General features: G+C 65.3%; 20 protein-coding genes. 14 read left to right on the top strand and 6 right to left on the bottom strand.

What is annotated here, in order from left to right:
• Nucleotides 1-100 precede the first annotated feature (100 nt).
• The 3 genes from FJ950_RS20225 (at nucleotide 101) to FJ950_RS20215 (ending at nucleotide 2676) form a co-directional block, all read left to right on the top strand.
• Nucleotides 101-718 (top strand): LysE family translocator, encoded by a 618-nt coding sequence (locus FJ950_RS20225; protein ID WP_140618139.1) that lies wholly within the window; start codon nucleotides 101-103, stop codon nucleotides 716-718.
• Nucleotides 719-895: 177 nt separating this feature from the next.
• Nucleotides 896-1876 carry a cysteine synthase A gene (cysK, locus tag FJ950_RS20220; protein ID WP_140618137.1) on the top strand — a complete coding sequence of 327 codons (981 nt, stop codon included), beginning with the start codon at nucleotides 896-898 and terminating at the stop codon, nucleotides 1874-1876.
• 173 nt (nucleotides 1877-2049) lie between these two features.
• Complete coding sequence (locus FJ950_RS20215; RefSeq protein WP_140618135.1) at nucleotides 2050-2676, top strand: glutathione S-transferase family protein; 627 nt, start codon at nucleotides 2050-2052, stop codon at nucleotides 2674-2676.
• A gap of 36 nt (nucleotides 2677-2712) precedes the next feature.
• Here the strand turns inward: FJ950_RS20215 and FJ950_RS20210 are convergent, their stop codons facing one another.
• Complete coding sequence (locus tag FJ950_RS20210; RefSeq protein WP_140618418.1) at nucleotides 2713-3957, bottom strand: RNA polymerase sigma factor; 1245 nt, start codon at nucleotides 3955-3957, stop codon at nucleotides 2713-2715.
• 7 nt (nucleotides 3958-3964) lie between these two features.
• Complete coding sequence (locus tag FJ950_RS20205; protein WP_015314786.1) at nucleotides 3965-4333, bottom strand: YciI family protein; 369 nt, start codon at nucleotides 4331-4333, stop codon at nucleotides 3965-3967.
• A gap of 256 nt (nucleotides 4334-4589) precedes the next feature.
• Between FJ950_RS20205 and FJ950_RS20200 the strand changes: the two genes are divergently transcribed.
• From FJ950_RS20200 to FJ950_RS20190, 3 genes are all read left to right on the top strand, one after another.
• Nucleotides 4590-5549, top strand: coding sequence for a TAXI family TRAP transporter solute-binding subunit (locus tag FJ950_RS20200; protein ID WP_140618133.1), 960 nt, complete (start codon nucleotides 4590-4592; stop codon nucleotides 5547-5549).
• Nucleotides 5550-5618: 69 nt separating this feature from the next.
• A complete protein-coding gene (locus tag FJ950_RS20195) occupies nucleotides 5619-7724 on the top strand; it encodes a TRAP transporter permease (RefSeq protein WP_140618131.1) in 2106 nt (701 codons plus the stop codon).
• A gap of 76 nt (nucleotides 7725-7800) precedes the next feature.
• Nucleotides 7801-8184 carry a DUF1850 domain-containing protein gene (locus FJ950_RS20190; RefSeq protein WP_140618416.1) on the top strand — a complete coding sequence of 128 codons (384 nt, stop codon included), beginning with the start codon at nucleotides 7801-7803 and terminating at the stop codon, nucleotides 8182-8184.
• A 171-nt stretch (nucleotides 8185-8355) separates the two neighbouring features.
• On the opposite strand, the gene FJ950_RS30120 is transcribed toward FJ950_RS20190, so the two are convergent.
• A complete protein-coding gene (locus FJ950_RS30120; protein ID WP_263484918.1) occupies nucleotides 8356-8481 on the bottom strand; it encodes a hypothetical protein in 126 nt (41 codons plus the stop codon).
• 2 nt (nucleotides 8482-8483) lie between these two features.
• Nucleotides 8484-8624 carry a hypothetical protein gene (locus FJ950_RS20185; protein WP_015314782.1) on the bottom strand — a complete coding sequence of 47 codons (141 nt, stop codon included), beginning with the start codon at nucleotides 8622-8624 and terminating at the stop codon, nucleotides 8484-8486.
• A gap of 401 nt (nucleotides 8625-9025) precedes the next feature.
• On the opposite strand from FJ950_RS20185, the gene FJ950_RS20180 reads away from it, so the two are divergent.
• From FJ950_RS20180 to ligD, 3 genes are all read left to right on the top strand, one after another.
• Nucleotides 9026-9532 carry a ferritin-like domain-containing protein gene (locus FJ950_RS20180; RefSeq protein ID WP_015314781.1) on the top strand — a complete coding sequence of 169 codons (507 nt, stop codon included), beginning with the start codon at nucleotides 9026-9028 and terminating at the stop codon, nucleotides 9530-9532.
• Between the two features lie 109 nt (nucleotides 9533-9641).
• A complete protein-coding gene (locus tag FJ950_RS20175; protein WP_140618129.1) occupies nucleotides 9642-10517 on the top strand; it encodes a Ku protein in 876 nt (291 codons plus the stop codon).
• A 9-nt stretch (nucleotides 10518-10526) separates the two neighbouring features.
• Nucleotides 10527-13067: a DNA ligase D gene (gene ligD, locus FJ950_RS20170; RefSeq protein ID WP_140618127.1), complete on the top strand. Its 2541-nt coding sequence runs from the start codon at nucleotides 10527-10529 to the stop codon at nucleotides 13065-13067.
• A gap of 22 nt (nucleotides 13068-13089) precedes the next feature.
• Here the strand turns inward: ligD and FJ950_RS20165 are convergent, their stop codons facing one another.
• Complete coding sequence (locus FJ950_RS20165; RefSeq protein ID WP_140618125.1) at nucleotides 13090-13764, bottom strand: winged helix-turn-helix domain-containing protein; 675 nt, start codon at nucleotides 13762-13764, stop codon at nucleotides 13090-13092.
• A gap of 68 nt (nucleotides 13765-13832) precedes the next feature.
• On the opposite strand from FJ950_RS20165, the gene FJ950_RS20160 reads away from it, so the two are divergent.
• The 3 genes from FJ950_RS20160 to FJ950_RS20150 all read left to right on the top strand — a co-directional run bounded on the left by FJ950_RS20160 (nucleotide 13833) and on the right by FJ950_RS20150 (nucleotide 14808).
• A complete protein-coding gene (locus FJ950_RS20160) occupies nucleotides 13833-14048 on the top strand; it encodes a DUF1127 domain-containing protein (protein WP_140618124.1) in 216 nt (71 codons plus the stop codon).
• Between the two features lie 86 nt (nucleotides 14049-14134).
• Nucleotides 14135-14467 (top strand): NIPSNAP family protein, encoded by a 333-nt coding sequence (locus tag FJ950_RS20155; protein ID WP_140618122.1) that lies wholly within the window; start codon nucleotides 14135-14137, stop codon nucleotides 14465-14467.
• Nucleotides 14464-14808: an antibiotic biosynthesis monooxygenase gene (locus tag FJ950_RS20150; protein WP_140618120.1), complete on the top strand. Its 345-nt coding sequence runs from the start codon at nucleotides 14464-14466 to the stop codon at nucleotides 14806-14808. Before FJ950_RS20155 ends, FJ950_RS20150 begins: the two co-directional genes overlap by 4 nt.
• A 134-nt stretch (nucleotides 14809-14942) precedes the next feature.
• Here the strand turns inward: FJ950_RS20150 and mbfA are convergent, their stop codons facing one another.
• On the bottom strand, nucleotides 14943-15926 hold the full coding sequence (gene mbfA, locus FJ950_RS20140; RefSeq protein WP_140618116.1) for an iron exporter MbfA: 984 nt from the start codon (nucleotides 15924-15926) through the stop codon (nucleotides 14943-14945).
• Between the two features lie 170 nt (nucleotides 15927-16096).
• On the opposite strand from mbfA, the gene FJ950_RS20135 reads away from it, so the two are divergent.
• Together FJ950_RS20135 and FJ950_RS20130 are read left to right on the top strand one after the other, a co-directional pair.
• The gene (locus tag FJ950_RS20135) at nucleotides 16097-16420 is read left to right on the top strand and encodes a hypothetical protein (RefSeq protein ID WP_140618115.1); all 324 of its coding nucleotides are present in this window, start codon (nucleotides 16097-16099) and stop codon (nucleotides 16418-16420) included.
• Nucleotides 16421-16569: 149 nt separating this feature from the next.
• On the top strand, nucleotides 16570-17544 hold the full coding sequence (locus FJ950_RS20130) for a threonine/serine dehydratase (protein ID WP_140618113.1): 975 nt from the start codon (nucleotides 16570-16572) through the stop codon (nucleotides 17542-17544).
• Nucleotides 17545-17546: the final 2 nt, after the last annotated feature.

Here is a 17546-nt window from a genome sequence, read left to right as displayed (position 1 = left end):
GGGCCATTGCCGTCTGGTGCAAGCGAATCCCGCGCTCAGGGCGTTCTCCCCGAGGCCGCCTCGTGCGACAAGGGCGCGACTGCCCTTGGACGCCAGCGCCATGACCCTCACCGGATTCCTCGCCTATAGTGCCGCACTCGGTATCGCCGCCGCCATTCCTGGCCCCGGCATTACCGCGCTGGTCGCGCGTGCGCTGGGCTCGGGCTTTCGCTCGTCGCTGGCCATGTCCTTCGGACTCATGCTGGGCGATCTCACCTACCTGACCGCCGTGGTGCTGGGCCTCGCCTTCGTCGCGCAGGAGTTCGGCATGGTTTTCCTGGCCATCAAATGGGCCGGCGTCGCCTACCTGGCTTTCCTCGGCTGGCGCTTCTGGACCGCCGGCATCACACCTGAAACCGTCGAAGCCAGGAAGGGAAAGGGCGGCTTGCTGTCGAGCTTCGTCGCCGGCCTCACCGTGACGCTCGGCAACCCCAAGACGATGATCTTCTACCTCGCCATCACGCCGACCATCGTCGACCTGAAGACGATCACGCTTGCCGATTACGGCATTCTCGTCGCGCTGACGGTCGTCGTCCTGTTCGTCGTGCTGGTTCCTTACCTGGCGCTGGCGGCCAAGGCGCGCTGGTTCCTGAAGTCGCCGCGCGCGCTGAAGGTGCTGAACCGCACCGCCGGCGCCTTCATGGTTGGCGCGGCGGCGGCGATCGCCGCTCGTCAGTAGGTCGTTTCGGCCAAACCATTCCCTGCCCCGGCTGTTTCGGGAAATGCTTTTCCGAGGGCCAGGCGTTTTCAGCACGCGCCCCACTCGGATATTTTCCAGCCGCAGCCTATCTTGCGCGGTTGAAAGCCCTATTCTGTCGGCTACTGCCAATTGCCTGAAATCCAGGGAGCGAAACCAATGAACAAGCCCGTCACTTCAGCCCGCGTGCCCGGCCGCGGCCGCATCTACGATTCCATCACCGACACGATCGGCGACACGCCCCTGGTACGGCTCGACAAGTTCGCCAAGGAGAAGGGCATCGTCGCCAATCTGGTCGCCAAGCTCGAATTCTTCAATCCGATCGCCTCGGTCAAGGACCGTATCGGCGTAGCGATGATCGAGGCGCTGGAAGCGGCCGGCAAGATTGCCCCCGGCAAGACCACGCTGATCGAACCGACATCCGGCAACACCGGCATCGCGCTCGCCTTCGCCGCCGCCGCCAAGGGCTACAAGCTGATCCTGACCATGCCGGAGACAATGTCGGTCGAGCGCCGCAAGATGCTGGCGCTGCTCGGCGCCGAACTGGTGCTGACCGAAGGCCCGAAAGGCATGAAGGGCGCCATCGCCAAGGCCGACGAACTGGCCGCGACGATCCCCAACGCCATCATTCCGCAGCAGTTCGAAAACCCGGCCAATCCAGAGATCCATCGCAAGACGACGGCGGAGGAAATCTGGAACGACACCCAGGGCGGGATCGACATCTTCATCGCCGGCATCGGCACTGGCGGCACCATCACCGGCGTCGGCCAGGTCCTGAAGAAGCGCAAGCCCGCGCTGCATGTCGTCGCCGTCGAGCCGGATGCTTCGCCGGTGCTGTCGGGCGGCCAGCCCGGCCCGCACAAGATCCAGGGCATCGGCGCCGGCTTCGCGCCAAAAATCCTCGACACCACGGTCTATGACGAGATCGTCAAGGTCTCGAACGAGGATTCGGTCGCCAATGCGCGCCTCATCGCCCGCCTCGAAGGCGTGCCGGTCGGCATCTCGTCGGGCGCGGCCCTGCAGGCGGCCATCGTCGTCGGCTCGCGGCCCGAGAACAAGGGCAAGACCCTGGTCGTGGTCATCCCCGACTTCGCCGAGCGGTATCTGTCGACGATCCTGTTCGAGGGGCTGGGGGCTTAGGGCTTCGATACCCCAGGAATAACATGCGTCGGCGGGCCAGCGTGGCTTGTTTTGCGTCCTGAGCCTGGCCCGCAGAAAAACTCCCCTTGGCGCCGCCGCGCCGCTTGAGCCGACCCCTGCTTCCGGTTCATATCACCACCGGCCCGCGAGAAGACGGGCCGGGGGAGGATTTCATGTACAAGCTCTACACGCGTCCGGGCAGCGGCGGCTTTGTCGTCGAGGCGGCGCTGGCGCTGATCGATGCGCCTTTCCAGCAGATCGACGTGCCGAAAAGCGAGGCGCCCGATCCGGCCTTCCTCGCCATCAGCCCGTTGAACCAGGTGCCGGTGCTGACCTTGCCGGACGGACGCTCTATCACCGAATCGGCGGCGATCTGCATCCTGCTCGCCGAGCGCCACCCGCAAGCCGGCCTGGCGCCGGCGGTCGGCGCGCCCGCCCGCGCGGAGTTCCTGCGCTGGATGGCGTTCATGTCCTCGGTGCTTTACCCGGCGGTGCTGCGGCTCTACTACGCCCATCGCTACACGACGGATGCCGAGGGGTCGAAGGCGGTGAAACAGGCGGCGGTCGCCGAGATGGACCGCGGTTTTGCCGTCGTCGATGCAGCCTTGCGCAACCGCGACTGGCTCGCCGGCGATCAGATGTCGCTGGCCGACATCTATCTCGTCATGCTGGTAGCTTGGCATCCCGACATCGACATGGCGCGGGCGGCCTGGCCCGGTATCGAACGCCTGTGGGCGCGGTTGCGCGAGCATCCGCTCATGAAGACGCTCAACACGTCGCACGAGATGTGGCCGGCCTGAACGAGGTGGTCCGAAAAGCCGCCCGCGCCCGGGAGCTCATTGGATGAGAGCGGCGCGTCTTGCCTGCAGGAAGCGGCGCACCGCCGGATCGCGCTCTAAGCCGATCGCCCGATCATAGGCCTCGAGCGCCTGCGGTGCCTGGCCGAGCCTGGCCAGCAGGCCGGCCCGCGCGGCCCAGTAGGGCTGGTAGTCATTGAGCCGCTTGTCGTCTCCCAGCACGTAAAGAGCCGCCAACCCCGCCACCGCGCCCTCGGTCTCTGCGATCGCCACCGCGCGGTTGATCGCCACGACCGGTGATCCCGCGATCGAGAACAGCGCTTCGTAGAGCGCGCGGATCGCCGCCCAGTCGGTGCGGCCGCTCAGTCGTCGCGCCACATGCGCCGACTGGACCGCCGCCTCGAGCTGATAGCGGCCGATCGTGCCCATGGCGGCGGCACGGCGGAGCAGCGCTTCGGCCTCGTCAACCAGGGCGTGATCCCACAGTGCATGGTCCTGCTCGGCGAGCGGCACATACTCTCCGGCCGTGTCGCGACGCGCGGCGCGGCGCGCTTCGGCGAACAGCATCAGCGACAGCAGGCCCAGCGCTTCCGGCTCTTGCGGCAGCAGCGAGGCCACCAGCCGGCCGAGCCAGATGCCTTCGGTGGCGAGGTTCCGGCGCCGCGTCTCGGTACCGGCCGGGTCGGACCAGCCCTCGGCGAAAGCGGCGTAGATTGCCTCCAGCACCGCGTCCAGCCTTTCGCCGAGTTCGGCTCGCTCCGGTACGCGGAACGGAATGCCGGTCTCGCGGATGCGGCTCTTGGCGCGCACCAGGCGCTGCCCCATCGTTGACGGCGAGAGCAGGAAAGCGGAAGCGATCGTCGCGGCATCGAAGCCGAGGATGGTCTGCAGGATCAGCGGCGCCCGCACGCCGGGTTCGATCGCCGGATGGGCGCAGGCGAACATCAGCCGCAATCGTTCGTCGGGCAGGTCCTCATCGGTCATGCGCGCCTCCGCCTCCTCGGCAATCAGCTTGAGATGGTCGCGGCCGGCTTCGCCGGTCAGCCGCCGCCGCACCGCATCGACACGCCGCCGCCTTGCCACGGCGAGCAACCAGGCTTCCGGCTTTTCCGGCACGCCGGAGCGCGGCCAGCGTTCAAGCGCCGCCGCAAAGGCGTCGGCCAGAGCATCCTCCGCGGCAGCCACGTCGCGCGTGCGCGCCGCCAGCCAGGCGACCAGCTTGCCGTAGCTCTGCCGGGCGGCCGTCTCGGCGGCCACCCGGGCGATTTCGGGGCGTGTGTCCATCACGCCGTCATTTCCTGGGCAGATAGTCGGCCATTTCCCAGATCGGCCGCACCTCGACAGTCCCGGTGCTGGCCGCCGGACAGCGCGCCGCCCAGGCGATCGCGGCGTCGGCGTCCTCGGCCTCGATCATGTAGAAGCCGGCAAGCTGCTCCTTGGTGTCGGCATAGGGGCCGTCGAGCACGCTGGTCTTGCCGTCAGTCATCCGGACCAGGGTGGTCGCCTGGCTCGGGCGCAGCCTGTCGCCGGCCAGCCAGGTGCCGGACTTCTTCAGCGCTTCCGTGTAGGCGTCATAGGCGGCGCTCATCTGATAGGTCGCCTCGGTCGGCACGTTCGCCATCGCGGCTTCGTCGGCGTAAATCATAAGCATGTATCGCATGGGTCTTCTCCCGTGGTTTCGAAGGCCGCTTCGTTGCGGGCCGAACGTATGTCGCGCGACCTTGGCCGATTTCGACAGGCGCTGGAAAAACTTTCGGCTCCGGCCGCGCCTTGTGCAAGCGGGCATATGTTTGGCGACACTCTCAACCATTCGTCTAACGAGCGGAATTGCGGGTTGGCATTTCCCCTCCGCTGTCTAAACTCGCCCGGTTCGCGTCAGGGAGGCGATGCGGCCAATATTTCAGGGAGGAAACCGGATGTTGAATTTCAGAAAGACGTTTATTGCTGCCGGCGCGATGGCGCTTTCCCTTGGCCTTGGTGCGGTGTCCGCCACCGCGCAGGAATTCATCAATGTGCTGACCGGCGGCACTTCGGGCGTCTATTATCCGCTCGGCGTGGCACTGTCGGAAATCTACGGCAAGGGCATCGAGGGCGCCCGCACCCAGGTGCAGGCGACCAAGGCCTCGGTCGAGAACCTCAACCTCCTGCAGCAGGGCAAGGGCGAGATCGCGTTCGCGCTTGGCGATTCCGTCAAGATGGCCGCCGAGGGCAATGCCGAGGCCGGCTTCCCCGGCAAGCTGGACAAGCTGCGCGGCATCGCCGCCATCTATCCCAATTACATCCAGATCGTCGCCAGCCAGGAATCCGGCATCAAGACGCTCGCCGACCTCAAGGGCAAGAGCCTGTCGGTCGGCGCGCCGGCATCGGGCACCGAGCTCAACGCGCGGGCCATCTTCGCCGCCGCCGGGCTGAAATACGAGGACCTCGGCCGCGTCGAATATCTGCCCTTCGCCGAATCGGTCGAGCTGATCAAGAACCGCCAGCTCGACGCCACGCTGCAATCGGCCGGGCTGGGCGTCGCCTCGATCCGCGATCTCGCCACCTCGCTGCCGATCAATGTCGTTGCGGTGCCGGCCGAAGACGTCGCCAGGATCGGCTCGCCCTATCTGTCGGTGGTCATTCCCAAGGGCACCTATGAGGGCCAGGCAGAGGATGTCGCGACAGCCGCCGTCGGCAATTTCCTCATCACCCGGGCCGATGTCTCGGATGAGACCGCCTACCAGATGACCAAGCAGATGTTCGAGCATCTCGACCAGCTTGCCGCCGCGCACGCCGCCGCCAAGGCGATCGACCCGGCCAAGGCCCTCGACGGCATGCCGGTGCCGCTGCATCCGGGCGCGGAGCGGTATTACAAGGAGAAGGGGCTGCTGAAGTAGGCGAGGACTATCTGAGATGTCTTCGCGACGCGCCTCGCACTATCATTCGCTCATTTTGGAGTGCGTCGGATGAGCGAAGCAGTCGACGGCAAATCCTCCACCTTCCATCTCCCCGTCGCCGAAGAGCAGGTAGAAGGACTGCCGCCGGGTTTCGGCGACGGCATCGCCGGCAAGGCGGCCTTCGCCATCGCGGTCGCTTTTTCCGCCTTCCAGATCTACATCGCCGCCTATGGCAGCCTGCCGAGCCAAGTGGTGCGGGCCATGCATGTCGGTTTCCTGCTGCTGCTCGGCTTCGGCCTGATCGCCAATCTGCGCGCCACCAGCCTGCCGGCCAAGGCCGCGTTCTGGACGCTGGGCGTGCTCGGCTTCGGCACCGGCCTGTACAATTGGGTGTTCTATACCGACCTCATCCGGCGCTCCGGCTTCCTCACCACGCCGGACCTGATCGTCGGCGCGGTGCTGGTGGTGCTGGTCTTCGAGGCGGCGCGCCGGCTGATGGGGCTGCCGCTGGCGGCCATCGCCTTCATCTTTCTCGCCTATTGCTTCGTCGGCAATCATCTGCCGCCGCCCTTCATCCATCGCGGCTATGACTTCGCCCAGCTGGTCGACACCTTCGCCTACGGCACCGAAGGCATTTACGGCACGCCGATCTATGTCTCGGCCGCCTATATTTTCATCTTCGTCGTCTTTGCCGCCTTCCTCGAACGCGCCGGAATGATCGCGCTGTTCAACGATTTCGCGCTCGGCCTGGTCGGCACCTGGCGCGGCGGCCCGGCGCAGGTCTGCGTGCTGTCCTCGGCGCTGATGGGCACCATTTCCGGTTCCGGCGTCGCCAATGTGGTGGCCAGCGGCCAGTTCACGATTCCCTTGATGAAGCGCTTCGGCTTCCGCTCGGCCTTTGCCGGCGCCGTCGAGGCGACCTCATCGATGGGCGGCCAGATCATGCCGCCGGTGATGGGCGCGGTCGCCTTCATCATGGCCGAGACGCTGAACATCCCCTATGCCGACGTGGTCAAGGCGGCCATCATCCCGGCGCTGCTCTATTTCGGCGCCTGTTTCTGGCAGGTGCATCTGGAGGCAGGCAAGGCCGGCCTGAGCGGCATGGCCAAGGCGGACCTGCCCAACCCCTGGGACGCCGTGCGACAGCACTGGCCGCTGGTGCTGCCGCTGGCGGCGCTGATCTATCTGCTGTTCGCCGGCTACACGCCGGTCTTCGCCGGTACGATGGGCCTGGCGCTGACCATCGTGCTGATCCTCGGCACGCCGCTGGCGGCGCTGATCGGGCCGCTCGCCTTCCGCGTCGTCTTCTGGCTGGCGCTGGGGCTTGCCGCCGCCTCCTTCATGAAATTCGGCGTCAACATCCTCAGCCTTGTCATCGCCGCACTCGTCATTGCCTGCCTTGCCTTCAGGGGTGGCCGCGAGACGCTGCGGATCTGCATCGATTCGCTTGCCGAAGGCGCCAAGAACGCGCTGCCGGTCGGCATTGCCTGCGCCATCGTCGGCATCGTCATTGGCACCCTGACGCTGACCGGCATCGCCTCGACCTTCATCGGCTGGATCATCTCGATCGGCGAGAACAATCTGTTCCTGTCGCTGGTGCTGACCATGCTGACCTGCCTGGTGCTCGGCATGGGCATCCCGACCATCCCCAACTACATCATCACCTCGTCGCTGGCCGGGCCGGCGCTGCTATCGCTCGGCGTGCCGCTGGTGGTCAGCCACATGTTCGTCTTCTATTTCGGCATCATGGCCGACCTGACGCCGCCGGTGGCGCTGGCCGCCTTTGCCGCCGCACCCATGGCCAAGGAGAGTGGCCTCAAGATCGGTATCCAGGCGACAAAACTAGCCATTGCCGGCTTCGTCGTTCCGTTCATGGCGGTCTACACGCCGGCGCTGATGCTGCAGGACGCCGGACCGATCGCCGCCCAGTTCGGTTATCCCGTCGAGGTCGCCTACATCGTTCTCAAGGCCTGCATGGGCATCGTGCTGTGGGGCGCCGCCGCCGTCGGCTTCCTTGCCACGCGCATGGCCTGGTGGGAACGGCTGGTCGCCTTCGCCGCCGGCGTGCTGCTGGTGGCGGCGGTGCCGCTGACCGACGAGACCGGCTGGGCGCTGTCGCTGGCCTGGATCGGCTGGCATGTCTGGCGTGCCCGGCAGGCGCCGGCCAGGGCATGATCCCGAAGCGAAGGTCGGCGAACGCAAAAAGCGGCACCCGGCTGGCGGCGGCGATCCTGCTCAGGCGAGAAACCGCATGAGCCTGTGCATCCTCGCCGCCGGCAAGAGCGTGACGCTCGGCGTTGCCGCCTTCACATTGTCCTGGGCGCATTCGGTGGAGCGGACGCGCTGGGAGGAAGACTGGAAGGTGACGCCCTCCGGCCTGCAAGTAGTCGAGGCCCGTATCAAAGGCTCAGGTGCCGGCATGGAGCCGCCGGAAGGTGCGGTGCTGAAGGATGGCTGGTGGGCCTATTCGCCCAAGGTCGGGCCGCAGCCCCGTCTCGTGCTGGCGGCCTCCGGCGCGACGGCCGGTGGCTGGACGCTGTGCACGTCCCAGGATTGCCGCGAACTGGGTAAGGCGGCGGGCGGCGCGATTGTGCTCCAACCCTGTGTGGCCGATCGCTTGAGCCGGCCGCGGTAGCGCGCATTCATCCGATTGGCCGCAACCAGGCGCGACGCTCTCGAAGAGGATCAGCGGCTGCACCGAAGGGTTCAGAGGGACGGCTTGCGTGGGATGGCTCGTCCGCGGACGCGCGGTCACGCTGGCCTCGGCTGCTTATGTCCTATGACACCAAGCCAGCCGATGGCGGCATCAAAGACGCGGCGTTGCCGCACGCCGGCGGTCGGCCAGGACAGGGCGTTCGGCGCGATAGGCGGTGGCGCGGCTGTCGGCGTCCGGCCTGCAGATGCGGCTGTTGTGGCGGCTTTCGAAGCTCATGGTCAGTGCGCGCCCAGCGACGTGCCGCGACGGGCGCAGGCCGGACCGGGGCCACGCATGTAATAGCGCTCGGGCCGATAGGTCGGCGCGACGAATTCGCGGATAGCGGCGGCATAGCCGATGAGTTGCGTGAGGAAGTTCATTTTACCTGGTCCCTGTCCCGATTTTCGGACGTCCCTTCCGAAGTGCGAGAACGATAGCATCGAGGCGTGAATACTCAGTGAACGTGATGTTAATTTTTGGTCGAAAACCCGTCGCTTCATGGCCGGATTGCGGCTGATTCGCGGTGTTTCGACGCCTTTTGTCACCATTTCGGTTGGTGTGACTTTTGCATCACATATGTTTCGTTTGAATGTCGCCTTGGCGCGCTTGTGTTTCAACTTTCGTGCCGCCCGGGAATTTCCTGCCGTGCGGCCGCGAGCGCTCGGAACCGGCCCCACCAATGGACGTTGAGTTCCAAGAACCGGCATTGCCGGCTCACAGGCACTGCCCAGGCAAGGCCGGGATCTCCCGAACAAGCAAGAGCAATGGAAAGGTTGAAATCATGGGCTTCTTTTCGAAGGACATCAAAACGCTGGACGACCTCTTCGTGCACACGCTGCGCGACATCTATTATGCCGAAAAGCAGATCGAGAAGGCGCTGCCGAAGATGGTCGACAAGGCAACCGATCCGCAATTGAAGGCCGGCTTCGAAAAACACCTCGAGCAGACCAAGGGCCATATCGAACGCGTCGAGCAGGTGTTCGAGCTGCATGGCGTCAAGGCCAAGCAGGTGAACTGCCCGGCCATCGACGGCATTCTCGAGGAGGCCGACGACGTCAGCGGCGATGTCGACGACAAGGACGTTCTGGATGCCGCGCTGATCGCCTCCGCGCAGGCCGTCGAGCACTATGAAATGACCCGCTACGGCACCTTGATCGCCTGGGCCAAGCAGCTCGGCCGCAGCGACTGCGCCAATGTGCTGGCCAAGAATCTCAAGGAAGAGCAGGCGACGGATCGCAAGCTGACCGAAATCGCGGAAAGCAAGATCAACCTGCAGGCCGCCGAATAGGGGCTGAAGGCCGGGGCCGGCGGCAACCGCGCCGGCCCCGGCCCGACCGGGTTGGAACCGAGCGGGGTGGTCGCCCGTTCCAGCTGATCTTTCTCACGGGGAAATCATCATGGCGCCGCGCCCGGCCTGGAAAGGCTATCTGAAACTCTCGCTGGTCACCTGCGCCATCGAACTGACCAACGTGGTCACCCATGCCGACAAGGTCTCGTTCCACATTTTGAACCGCAAGACCGGCAATACGGTGAAGCGGATCTATGTCGACGCCGAGACCGGCAAACCGGTCGAGGACGGCGACGAGATCAAGGGATACGAGATCGAAAAGGGCGACTTCGTCCATATAGAGGAGGACGAGATCGAGGCGGTGCAGATCGAAACCTCGCACACGATGAGCCTCGACGGCTTCGTCGACAAATCCTCGATCCGGCAGATCTATCTCGACACGCCCTACTATGTCGCGCCGGCCGACAAGGTTTCGGAGGAGGCGTTCGCCGTCATCCGCGACGCGATGGCGGGCAAGAAGATGGCCGGGCTGGCGCGCATCGTCCTTTATCGACGCGAGCGTCCCGTGGTCATCGAGCCGCTCGGCAAGGGCATGGTGCTGACCACGCTGCGCTACGACAACACGGTGCGCCAGCCGGAGACCGTCTTCGGCGACATCGAGGCGGTGAAGACCGACCAGGAGATGACCGATCTGGCCGAGCTCATCATCGACAAGAAGAAGACCAAGTTCGATCCCTCGAAATTCGACGACAAATATGAGGAAGCCCTGCTCGAGCTGATCCGCGCCAAGAAGGCGGGGCACAAGGCGCCCAAGGCCAAGGAGGCGCCCAAACCCTCCAATGTCGTCAACCTGTTCGACGCGCTGAAGAAGAGCTTGTCGTCGGATTCGGGTTCAGGACAAACCAAGTCGTCCCCGGCGAAAGCCAAGCCGGCGGCCAAACGTGCCAAGGCGAAAAGCGTTGCGCCGAAACGCAAATCGGCCTGAGGATACGAGATGGCCAGCAGCCTCGAACAGTATCATTCGAAGCGTGACTTCAAGAAGACCGCCGAGCCGGCGGGCAAGGTTGCGCGCGGCAAGAAGGACGGCGGCATCTTCGTCGTCCAGAAGCATGCCGCCACAAGGCTGCATTACGATTTTCGCCTCGAGCATGACGGCGTGCTGTGGAGCTGGGCGGTGACGCGCGGCCCGAGCCTCGATCCGCACGAGAAGCGGCTGGCCGTGCATGTCGAGGATCATCCCATCGACTATGCCGGCTTCGAAGGCACCATCCCCAAGGGCGAATATGGCGGCGGCTCGGTCCTCGTCTGGGACGAGGGCGCCTGGATGCCCGAGGGCGATCCGGCCAAGATGATGGCGAAGGGGCACATCAACTTCGAGCTCGAGGGCCACAAGCTGCGTGGCAAGTGGCATCTGGTGCGGCTGCGGCCGCGGCCCGGCGAAAAACGCGACAACTGGCTGCTGATCAAGTCGGACGATGCCGCCGCACGCCCCGGCGAGGATATTCTGCAAGACGAACCGAAATCGGTGAAATCAGGCCTGACGATCGAGGAGGTCGGCGAAGGCAAGGCGGCCAAGGGCGAGAAGCCGAAGGTCTGGCATTCGAACAAGCCGGCCGCCGGCAAGGCCAAGACCGGCGGCAAGAAGCTCGATTTCATCGAGCCGCAGCTCGCCACGCTGGAGCGCGACGCACCGTCGGGCCAGGACTGGCTGCATGAGGTGAAGTTCGACGGCTACCGCATGCAGGCGCAGATCGCCGGCACCGACGTTCGGCTCCTGACCCGCACCGGGCTGGACTGGACGGAAAAATTCGGCGGCGAGATCACAACCGAACTCGCCGGGCTGAAATGCAGCGACGCCATCCTCGACGGCGAGATCGTCGTGCTGGCCGACAGCGGCGTGTCGTCCTTCGCGCTGCTGCAGCAGGATCTGTCGGCGAAGCGGACGAACCGCTTCATCTATTACGTCTTCGACCTGATGCGGCTCGACGGCAAGGATTTGCGCCGCGAGCCGCTTGTCGAGCGCAAGCAGGCCCTGCAGGCGCTGCTCGGCGAGCCGTCCGACACCGCGGCGGTGCGTTTTTCCGACCATTTTGCCGAACCCGGCAAGATCATGCTGGAACATGCCTGCCGCATGGGGCTGGAAGGCGTCGTCTCAAAACGCGCCGATGCGCCCTACCGCAGCGGGCGCGGTCCGGCATGGGTCAAATCGAAATGCACGGCACGGCAGGAATTCGTCATTGGCGGCTATCTGCCGTCGGACAAGACCGGGCGCGGCCTGCGCTCGCTGCTGGTCGGCTATTTCGAAGGCGGCAGCCTGCACTATGCCGGCCGTGTCGGCACCGGCTTCTCCACCAAGAGCGCCAACGACCTGAAGAAGAAGCTCGATGCGCTGAAGGCGGACGCCTCGCCCTTCGATGCGGCCGTGCCGAAGGGCAAGGGCCTGGTCTGGGTCAAGCCGGAACTGGTCGGCGAAGTGGAGTTTCGCAGCTGGACGTCGGACCGTATAATACGCCATGCTTCGTTCCAGGGGCTGCGCGAGGACAAGCCGGCGGAGGAAGTCGTGCAGGAAAAGCCCAATGCAACGGGAACAGGGGCAGCGGGAACCAAAACAGCGACAGGCAAGAGCCCCGCCAAGCCCAAGCCGGCGGCAGGCAGCGCCATTACGGCAGCAACAGCGGCGAAAACCAGCGTGAAGCTGTCCCACCCGGACAAGCTTCTGTGGCCCGACGAAAAGATCTCGAAGCAGGCCCTGCTCGATCATTACGCGCTGGTATGGCCGCGCATGAAGCAGTTCGTGGTCGACCGCCCGCTCAGCCTTGTCAGGGCGCCCGATGGCGTCGGCGGCCAGCGTTTCTTCCAGAAGCATGCCTCGCCCGGCATGCATGCGAAGATCGAAAAGACCAAGGACCCCACGGATGGCGAGGAAATCCTGTTCATCCGCGATTTCGACGGCATCGCGGCGCTGGTCCAGCTCGGCGTGGTCGAGATCCATATCTGGGGCTGCACCATCGACAAGCTTGAACAGCCCGACCAGGTCGTCTTCGACCTCGACCCCGACGAGGGCGTCGATGTGAAGGCGGTGCGCGAGGCGGCGCTCGACATCAGGGGCAAGCTCGACGAGCTGTCGCTGCCCAACTTCGTCAAGACATCGGGCGGCAAGGGCTTTCACGTCGTCGTTCCGCTGAAGCCGTCGGCGGATTGGGCCGAGGTCAAAGGCTTCGCCCATGATTTCGCCAGGGCGCTGGAGCAAGGCGCGCCGGATCGCTACACCGCGACGCTGTCGAAGAAGGCGCGCACGGGGAAGATCTTCGTCGACTACCTGCGCAACGGCAGCGGCGCGACCACCGTCGCGCCCTACTCCTCGCGCGCCAAGAAGGGCGCGACGGTGTCGATGCCGGTGACCTGGGCCGAGATCGAGGCCGGCCTGCCGCCGAACGCCTTCCCGATCGGCGACAAGACGACGCTGAAACGGCTCTCGGAAGCCGATCCGTGGGTGGATTTCTTCAAGAAGGGGAAGGTGCTGAAGCGGGGCTAGCTCGACTTTCGGCGCGCCGACCTCACCCCAAAAACACCCTCTCGAACGCCTGCTTGCCCGGCGGCGAGAAAATCACCGCGCGGCTGTCCTTCTCGCGGCGCGCCCATTTCTCGGCAAGGATCTTGTCGAGGATGGCGGCGCCAAGCGTCCCGGCGAGGTGCGAGCGCCGCACGCTCCAGTCGAGGCAGGCGCGGCACACCGGTCGCCGCGGCTTGGTGTAGACATCGATGCCGATCGCCGCGAAATGCGATGCGGCGGACGGCCCGAGCCTGATCTCCTTGTCGTTGCGGACCAGTATGTTTTTCTCCACAAGGCGGTCCAGCATCGCAACGGCCTGCTCGCCCGCAAGGTGATCGTAGCAGACGCGCGCGACGCGCATCGCGCCGTCGCGCGGGCCCGGCCGCACGCGCTTGGGGCCAACGGCTTCCGCAACGCCGGTGATGGCCTCGATCATGCCGGCCACTTGCGGGCCGGCCAGACCGTAATAGCGATGCCGGCCCTGGCTGGCCAAGGTCAGCAGCCCGCCCTCCATCAGCTTGGACAGATGCGAGGAGGCGGTCGGCAGCGACACGCCGGCCTCCAGCGCCAGTTCGCTCGCGGTCAATGCCGTGCCGCCCATCAGGGCGTTCAGCATGTTGGCGCGGGCCGGATCGCCGACCAGGCTGGCGATGCGGGCAATGTCGGGTCCTTCACGCATGGTTTGATCCTCATCGAAGCATTCTTGTCAGATAACCATTATTCTCCGACGGGATCAAGGAGACGAGGATGGCCGCACGAATCGCTTTCACCCCCGAACCGGTGCCCCGCCGCCAATCGTTCCCGTTCGTCACCTGGGTCCGCTCACGGTTGCTGGCCCGCTGGTATGACCGCCATGCGCAGCGCCGCGACCTCTCGGAGATCGACGACCACCTGCTGCGTGACCTCGGCCTGACACGGGAGGATGTGCGCCGCGAATGCGCGAAATCCTTCTGGCAGGTGTGATCGCCAACTCATCTGCCTAGCAGATCGGGTGGCACGACGTTTCGACGCCGCCCGAACTGTCGCCGCTAAACACCAAGGAGCCGACCATGACCATCACCTGCTTCATCCGCTACGAGATCGACCCGTTCGGCAAGGCCGCCTTCGAGGAATATGCCCGCAACTGGGGTCAGGCCATTCCGCGCTGCGGCGGCGATCTGATTGGCTATTTCGCGCCGCATGAGGGCTCAGCCACGACGGCCTATGCCGCCTACAACATCGAAAGCCTTGCCGCCTATGAAGCCTATCGTGCTCGGCTTGCCGCGGACCCCGCCGGCAAGGCAAACTATGAATTCGCCAAGCGCGAACGCTTCATCCTCAAGGAGGACCGCATGTTCCTGAAACTGGCTTCCGGCCCGCATGCGCCGCTGGTCAAGCTATGATCGCCGTCATCTTCGAGGTGCAGCCTGCGCAGGGCCGGCGCGAGGCCTATCTGAGCATAGCCGCCGACCTGCGTCCGCTGCTCGACGGCATTGACGGCTTCATCTCCGTCGAGCGCTTCCAGAGCCTGGCCGACCCGAACCGGGTGCTGTCGCTGTCGTTCTGGCGCGACGAGGAGGCGGTGAAGGCCTGGCGCAACACCGAAGAGCACCGGCAGGCGCAGCGGGCCGGGCGCGGCGGTATCTTTGCCGGCTATCGATTGCGGATCGCGCACGTGGTGCGCGACTACGGACTGGCCGAGAGGGACGAGGCGCCAGCGGACAGCCGGGCCGTGAATGGGTGAGAGTTATTGGGCTGACGTTGGCGCCGCCCAGCGTTGGGAGCCAGCGCCGCAGCCAGCCTCCTTCTCCCCGTCACTATACGGGGAGAAGTGCCCGGCAGGGCGATGAGGGGCAGCGTCGATCTTCGCCACTTTGTTTACGCATTCCCGATCAGCACGCCCGCCGCGAACACCAGGGCGCCGCCCAGCACCACCTGGAAGGCGGCGCGCAGGAACGGGGTCTGCATGTAGCGGTTCTGGACGAAGGCGATGGCCCACAATTCGAAGAACACCACCACGGCGGCTACCGCCGTCGCGGTCCAGAAATGCGGGATGAGATAGGGCAGCGCGTGGCCGAGGCCGCCGAGCGTCGTCATGACGCCGACGGTCAGGCCGCGCTTGATCGGCGAACCCCTGCCCGACAGCTTGCCGTCGTCGGAAGCGACCTCGGTGAAACCCATCGAGATACCGGCGCCGATCGAGGCGGCGAGACCGACCAAAAGCGTCTGCCAGGTGTCATGGGTGGCAAAGGCGGCGGCGAAGATCGGCGCCAGCGTCGACACCGACCCGTCCATCAGCCCGGCCAGGCCCGGCTGCACATAGGTGAGGATGAACTGGCGCTGCTCGGCGGTCGCCTCCTCGACCTTGACTTCGCCCGGCACGTGTTTCTGCTCCAGCGCATGCGCCGAGCTTTCATGGCCCTGTTCGGCCGCGGCCAGATCGTCGAGCAGTTTGCGGGTCGAGGCGTCGGTGGTGCGCTTGGCCGCCTCGACATAGAACAGGTAGGCCTGCCGCTCCATCGCCTCGGCCTGGCGGCGCACGGCCTCGATGCCGAGCGGCCGCACCAGCCAGTCGGGCTTCCGCTCGAAATAGCCCCTCACATGTTCACGGCGGATCAGCGGAATGCGCTCGCCGAAACGCTTGCGGAAGAGTTCGATCAGCGAGTCGCGATGGCCGTCTTCTTCCTCGGCCATGGCCTCGAAGAGTTTGGCCGATTGCGGAAAAGTCTCGGACAATCCGTCCGCATAGGCTCGGTAGATACGCCCGTCATCCTCCTCCGATGAAATGGCCAGCGCCAGGATCTCCTGTTCGGAGAGCGATTCGAAGGAGCGGCGGCCGAAGCCGAAAACACGGGAAAGCATGAGGAAATCACCCTAGTTTAGAATTGTTCTAAACTATGATTTGCAATGTCCTTGGTCAATCGTGCGCTTGGCCACGGTCAAGAATAGTTGAAGCCGGCACCGGGCATCACTCTTCATTATCAGCGAATGTTCACCTATATATCGGACCAAGCCAAAAAAGGAACGAGCTGATGACGGCCAAGAAGCCTCCGCACGCCTATGATCCGAAACCGGTCCTCGATCTCATCGCCAGCATCGAGGCCGACCTGCAGCGCCTGAAGGGGCTGGTCGAGCAGCAGGTCGAGAAATTCGACCCCGCCAACCCGCACAACAAGGCGCCCGACGGCAAGCTGACCGAGGAGGGCGTCGAGTGCTGCTACCGCATGTTCGACGAGGGCAAGTCGCGCTATTCGGTCGCCCAGCAGATGAAGATCTCGTTTGCCGCCGCCACGCATCGGTTCAACAATTGGCGCAAGCTGGGCGGCAGCAAGCGGCAGCGGACATTGCTGGGGTGAATTTCGATATGCGGGCGTGACGGCCGCAACGCTGGATGCGTTTGTGTCTTGATCACAATCGCGAACTTTGTCCCGGTCACATCTTTTCGTTGGCATCGCGCGCGCCTTTGCGTGCACCATGGCCGGATCGCATCGCTACAGGACCCGCCATGATCACCCCTCCCGGCATCGCCGACATCCACGCCGCCGCCGCACGGCTCTCGGGCCTGATCGTCGAGACCCCCTTGATCGAATCGCAGGAGCTGAACAGGCGCTTCGGCGGCCGCATCCTGTTCAAGCCGGAGACGCTGCAGCGGACCGGCTCGTTCAAGTTCCGCGGTGCCTACAACAAGCTGTCGACGCTGAGCGAGGCGGAGCGTTCTCGTGGCGTCGTGGCTTTCTCTTCGGGCAATCACGCGCAGGGCGTGGCGGCTTCCGCCGCCATGTTCGGCGTCAAGGCGGTCATCGCCATGCCGGCGGACGCACCTGACATGAAGATCGCCAATGTCCGCAGGATGGGCGCCGAGGTGGTGCCCTTCGACCGCTTCAAGGACGATCGCATGACGGTGGTGCGCCCCTATCTCGACAAGGGCATGGCGTTGGTGCCGCCCTTCGACGATCCGGCCATAATTGCCGGCCAGGGCACGATCGGACTGGAGCTGGTGAGGCAGGCGCGGGCGCTGGGTGTCGGCCTCGACGCGGTCGTCATCCCCTGTGGCGGCGGCGGCCTGACCAGCGGCATCTCGGTTGCCGTGAAGGATACCTCGCCCGGCACCGCGATCTGGGCCGTCGAACCAGAGCATTTCGACGACACGCGCCGCTCGCTGGCGGCGGGCGCCAGGGTTTCGAACGAGCCTGGCCACAGTTCGATCTGCGACGCCATCCTCACCGCCGAGCCGGGCGCGATCACCTTCGAGATCAACCGCCGCAACCTCGCCGGCGCCGTCGCCGTCTCAGAGGATGCCGTCAGGCGGGCGATGCGCGACGCCATGGCCTATCTGAAGCTGGTGGTCGAGCCCGGCGGCTGCGTCGCGCTGGCGGCGCTGTCATCGGGCGAGATCGAGCTGTCCGGCAAATGCGTTGCCGTGGTGCTGTCCGGCGGCAATGTCGATTTCGGCACCTATGCCGGGATCATGGCGGCGTAGGG

Origin of the sequence: Mesorhizobium sp. B2-3-14, from assembly GCF_006442175.1 — a bacterium.
GTDB lineage: Bacteria > Pseudomonadota > Alphaproteobacteria > Rhizobiales > Rhizobiaceae > Mesorhizobium > Mesorhizobium australicum.
The sequence above is the reverse complement of the archived record's forward strand: the minus strand, read 5'-3'. Positions and strand labels throughout refer to the sequence as shown.

Bases quoted from the DNA above. Each gene is read 5' to 3' on its own strand.
- FJ950_RS20165 (WP_140618125.1), bottom strand. From the start codon at position 13,764: ATGCGTGAAGGACCCGACATTGCCCGCATCGCCAGCCTGGTCGGCGAT.
- FJ950_RS20210 (WP_140618418.1), bottom strand. From the start codon at position 3,957: ATGGACACACGCCCCGAAATCGCCCGGGTGGCCGCCGAGACGGCCGCC.
- FJ950_RS20190 (WP_140618416.1), top strand. From the start codon at position 7,801: ATGAGCCTGTGCATCCTCGCCGCCGGCAAGAGCGTGACGCTCGGCGTT.
- FJ950_RS20130 (WP_140618113.1), top strand. From the start codon at position 16,570: ATGATCACCCCTCCCGGCATCGCCGACATCCACGCCGCCGCCGCACGG.
- FJ950_RS20185 (WP_015314782.1), bottom strand. From the start codon at position 8,624: ATGAACTTCCTCACGCAACTCATCGGCTATGCCGCCGCTATCCGCGAA.
- FJ950_RS30120 (WP_263484918.1), bottom strand. From the start codon at position 8,481: ATGAGCTTCGAAAGCCGCCACAACAGCCGCATCTGCAGGCCGGACGCC.
- FJ950_RS20175 (WP_140618129.1), top strand. From the start codon at position 9,642: ATGGCGCCGCGCCCGGCCTGGAAAGGCTATCTGAAACTCTCGCTGGTC.
- FJ950_RS20225 (WP_140618139.1), top strand. From the start codon at position 101: ATGACCCTCACCGGATTCCTCGCCTATAGTGCCGCACTCGGTATCGCC.
- ligD (WP_140618127.1), top strand. From the start codon at position 10,527: ATGGCCAGCAGCCTCGAACAGTATCATTCGAAGCGTGACTTCAAGAAG.
- FJ950_RS20155 (WP_140618122.1), top strand. From the start codon at position 14,135: ATGACCATCACCTGCTTCATCCGCTACGAGATCGACCCGTTCGGCAAG.
- cysK (WP_140618137.1), top strand. From the start codon at position 896: ATGAACAAGCCCGTCACTTCAGCCCGCGTGCCCGGCCGCGGCCGCATC.
- FJ950_RS20205 (WP_015314786.1), bottom strand. From the start codon at position 4,333: ATGCGATACATGCTTATGATTTACGCCGACGAAGCCGCGATGGCGAAC.
- mbfA (WP_140618116.1), bottom strand. From the start codon at position 15,926: ATGCTTTCCCGTGTTTTCGGCTTCGGCCGCCGCTCCTTCGAATCGCTC.
- FJ950_RS20195 (WP_140618131.1), top strand. From the start codon at position 5,619: ATGAGCGAAGCAGTCGACGGCAAATCCTCCACCTTCCATCTCCCCGTC.
- FJ950_RS20160 (WP_140618124.1), top strand. From the start codon at position 13,833: ATGGCCGCACGAATCGCTTTCACCCCCGAACCGGTGCCCCGCCGCCAA.
- FJ950_RS20180 (WP_015314781.1), top strand. From the start codon at position 9,026: ATGGGCTTCTTTTCGAAGGACATCAAAACGCTGGACGACCTCTTCGTG.
- FJ950_RS20150 (WP_140618120.1), top strand. From the start codon at position 14,464: ATGATCGCCGTCATCTTCGAGGTGCAGCCTGCGCAGGGCCGGCGCGAG.
- FJ950_RS20200 (WP_140618133.1), top strand. From the start codon at position 4,590: ATGTTGAATTTCAGAAAGACGTTTATTGCTGCCGGCGCGATGGCGCTT.
- FJ950_RS20135 (WP_140618115.1), top strand. From the start codon at position 16,097: ATGACGGCCAAGAAGCCTCCGCACGCCTATGATCCGAAACCGGTCCTC.
- FJ950_RS20215 (WP_140618135.1), top strand. From the start codon at position 2,050: ATGTACAAGCTCTACACGCGTCCGGGCAGCGGCGGCTTTGTCGTCGAG.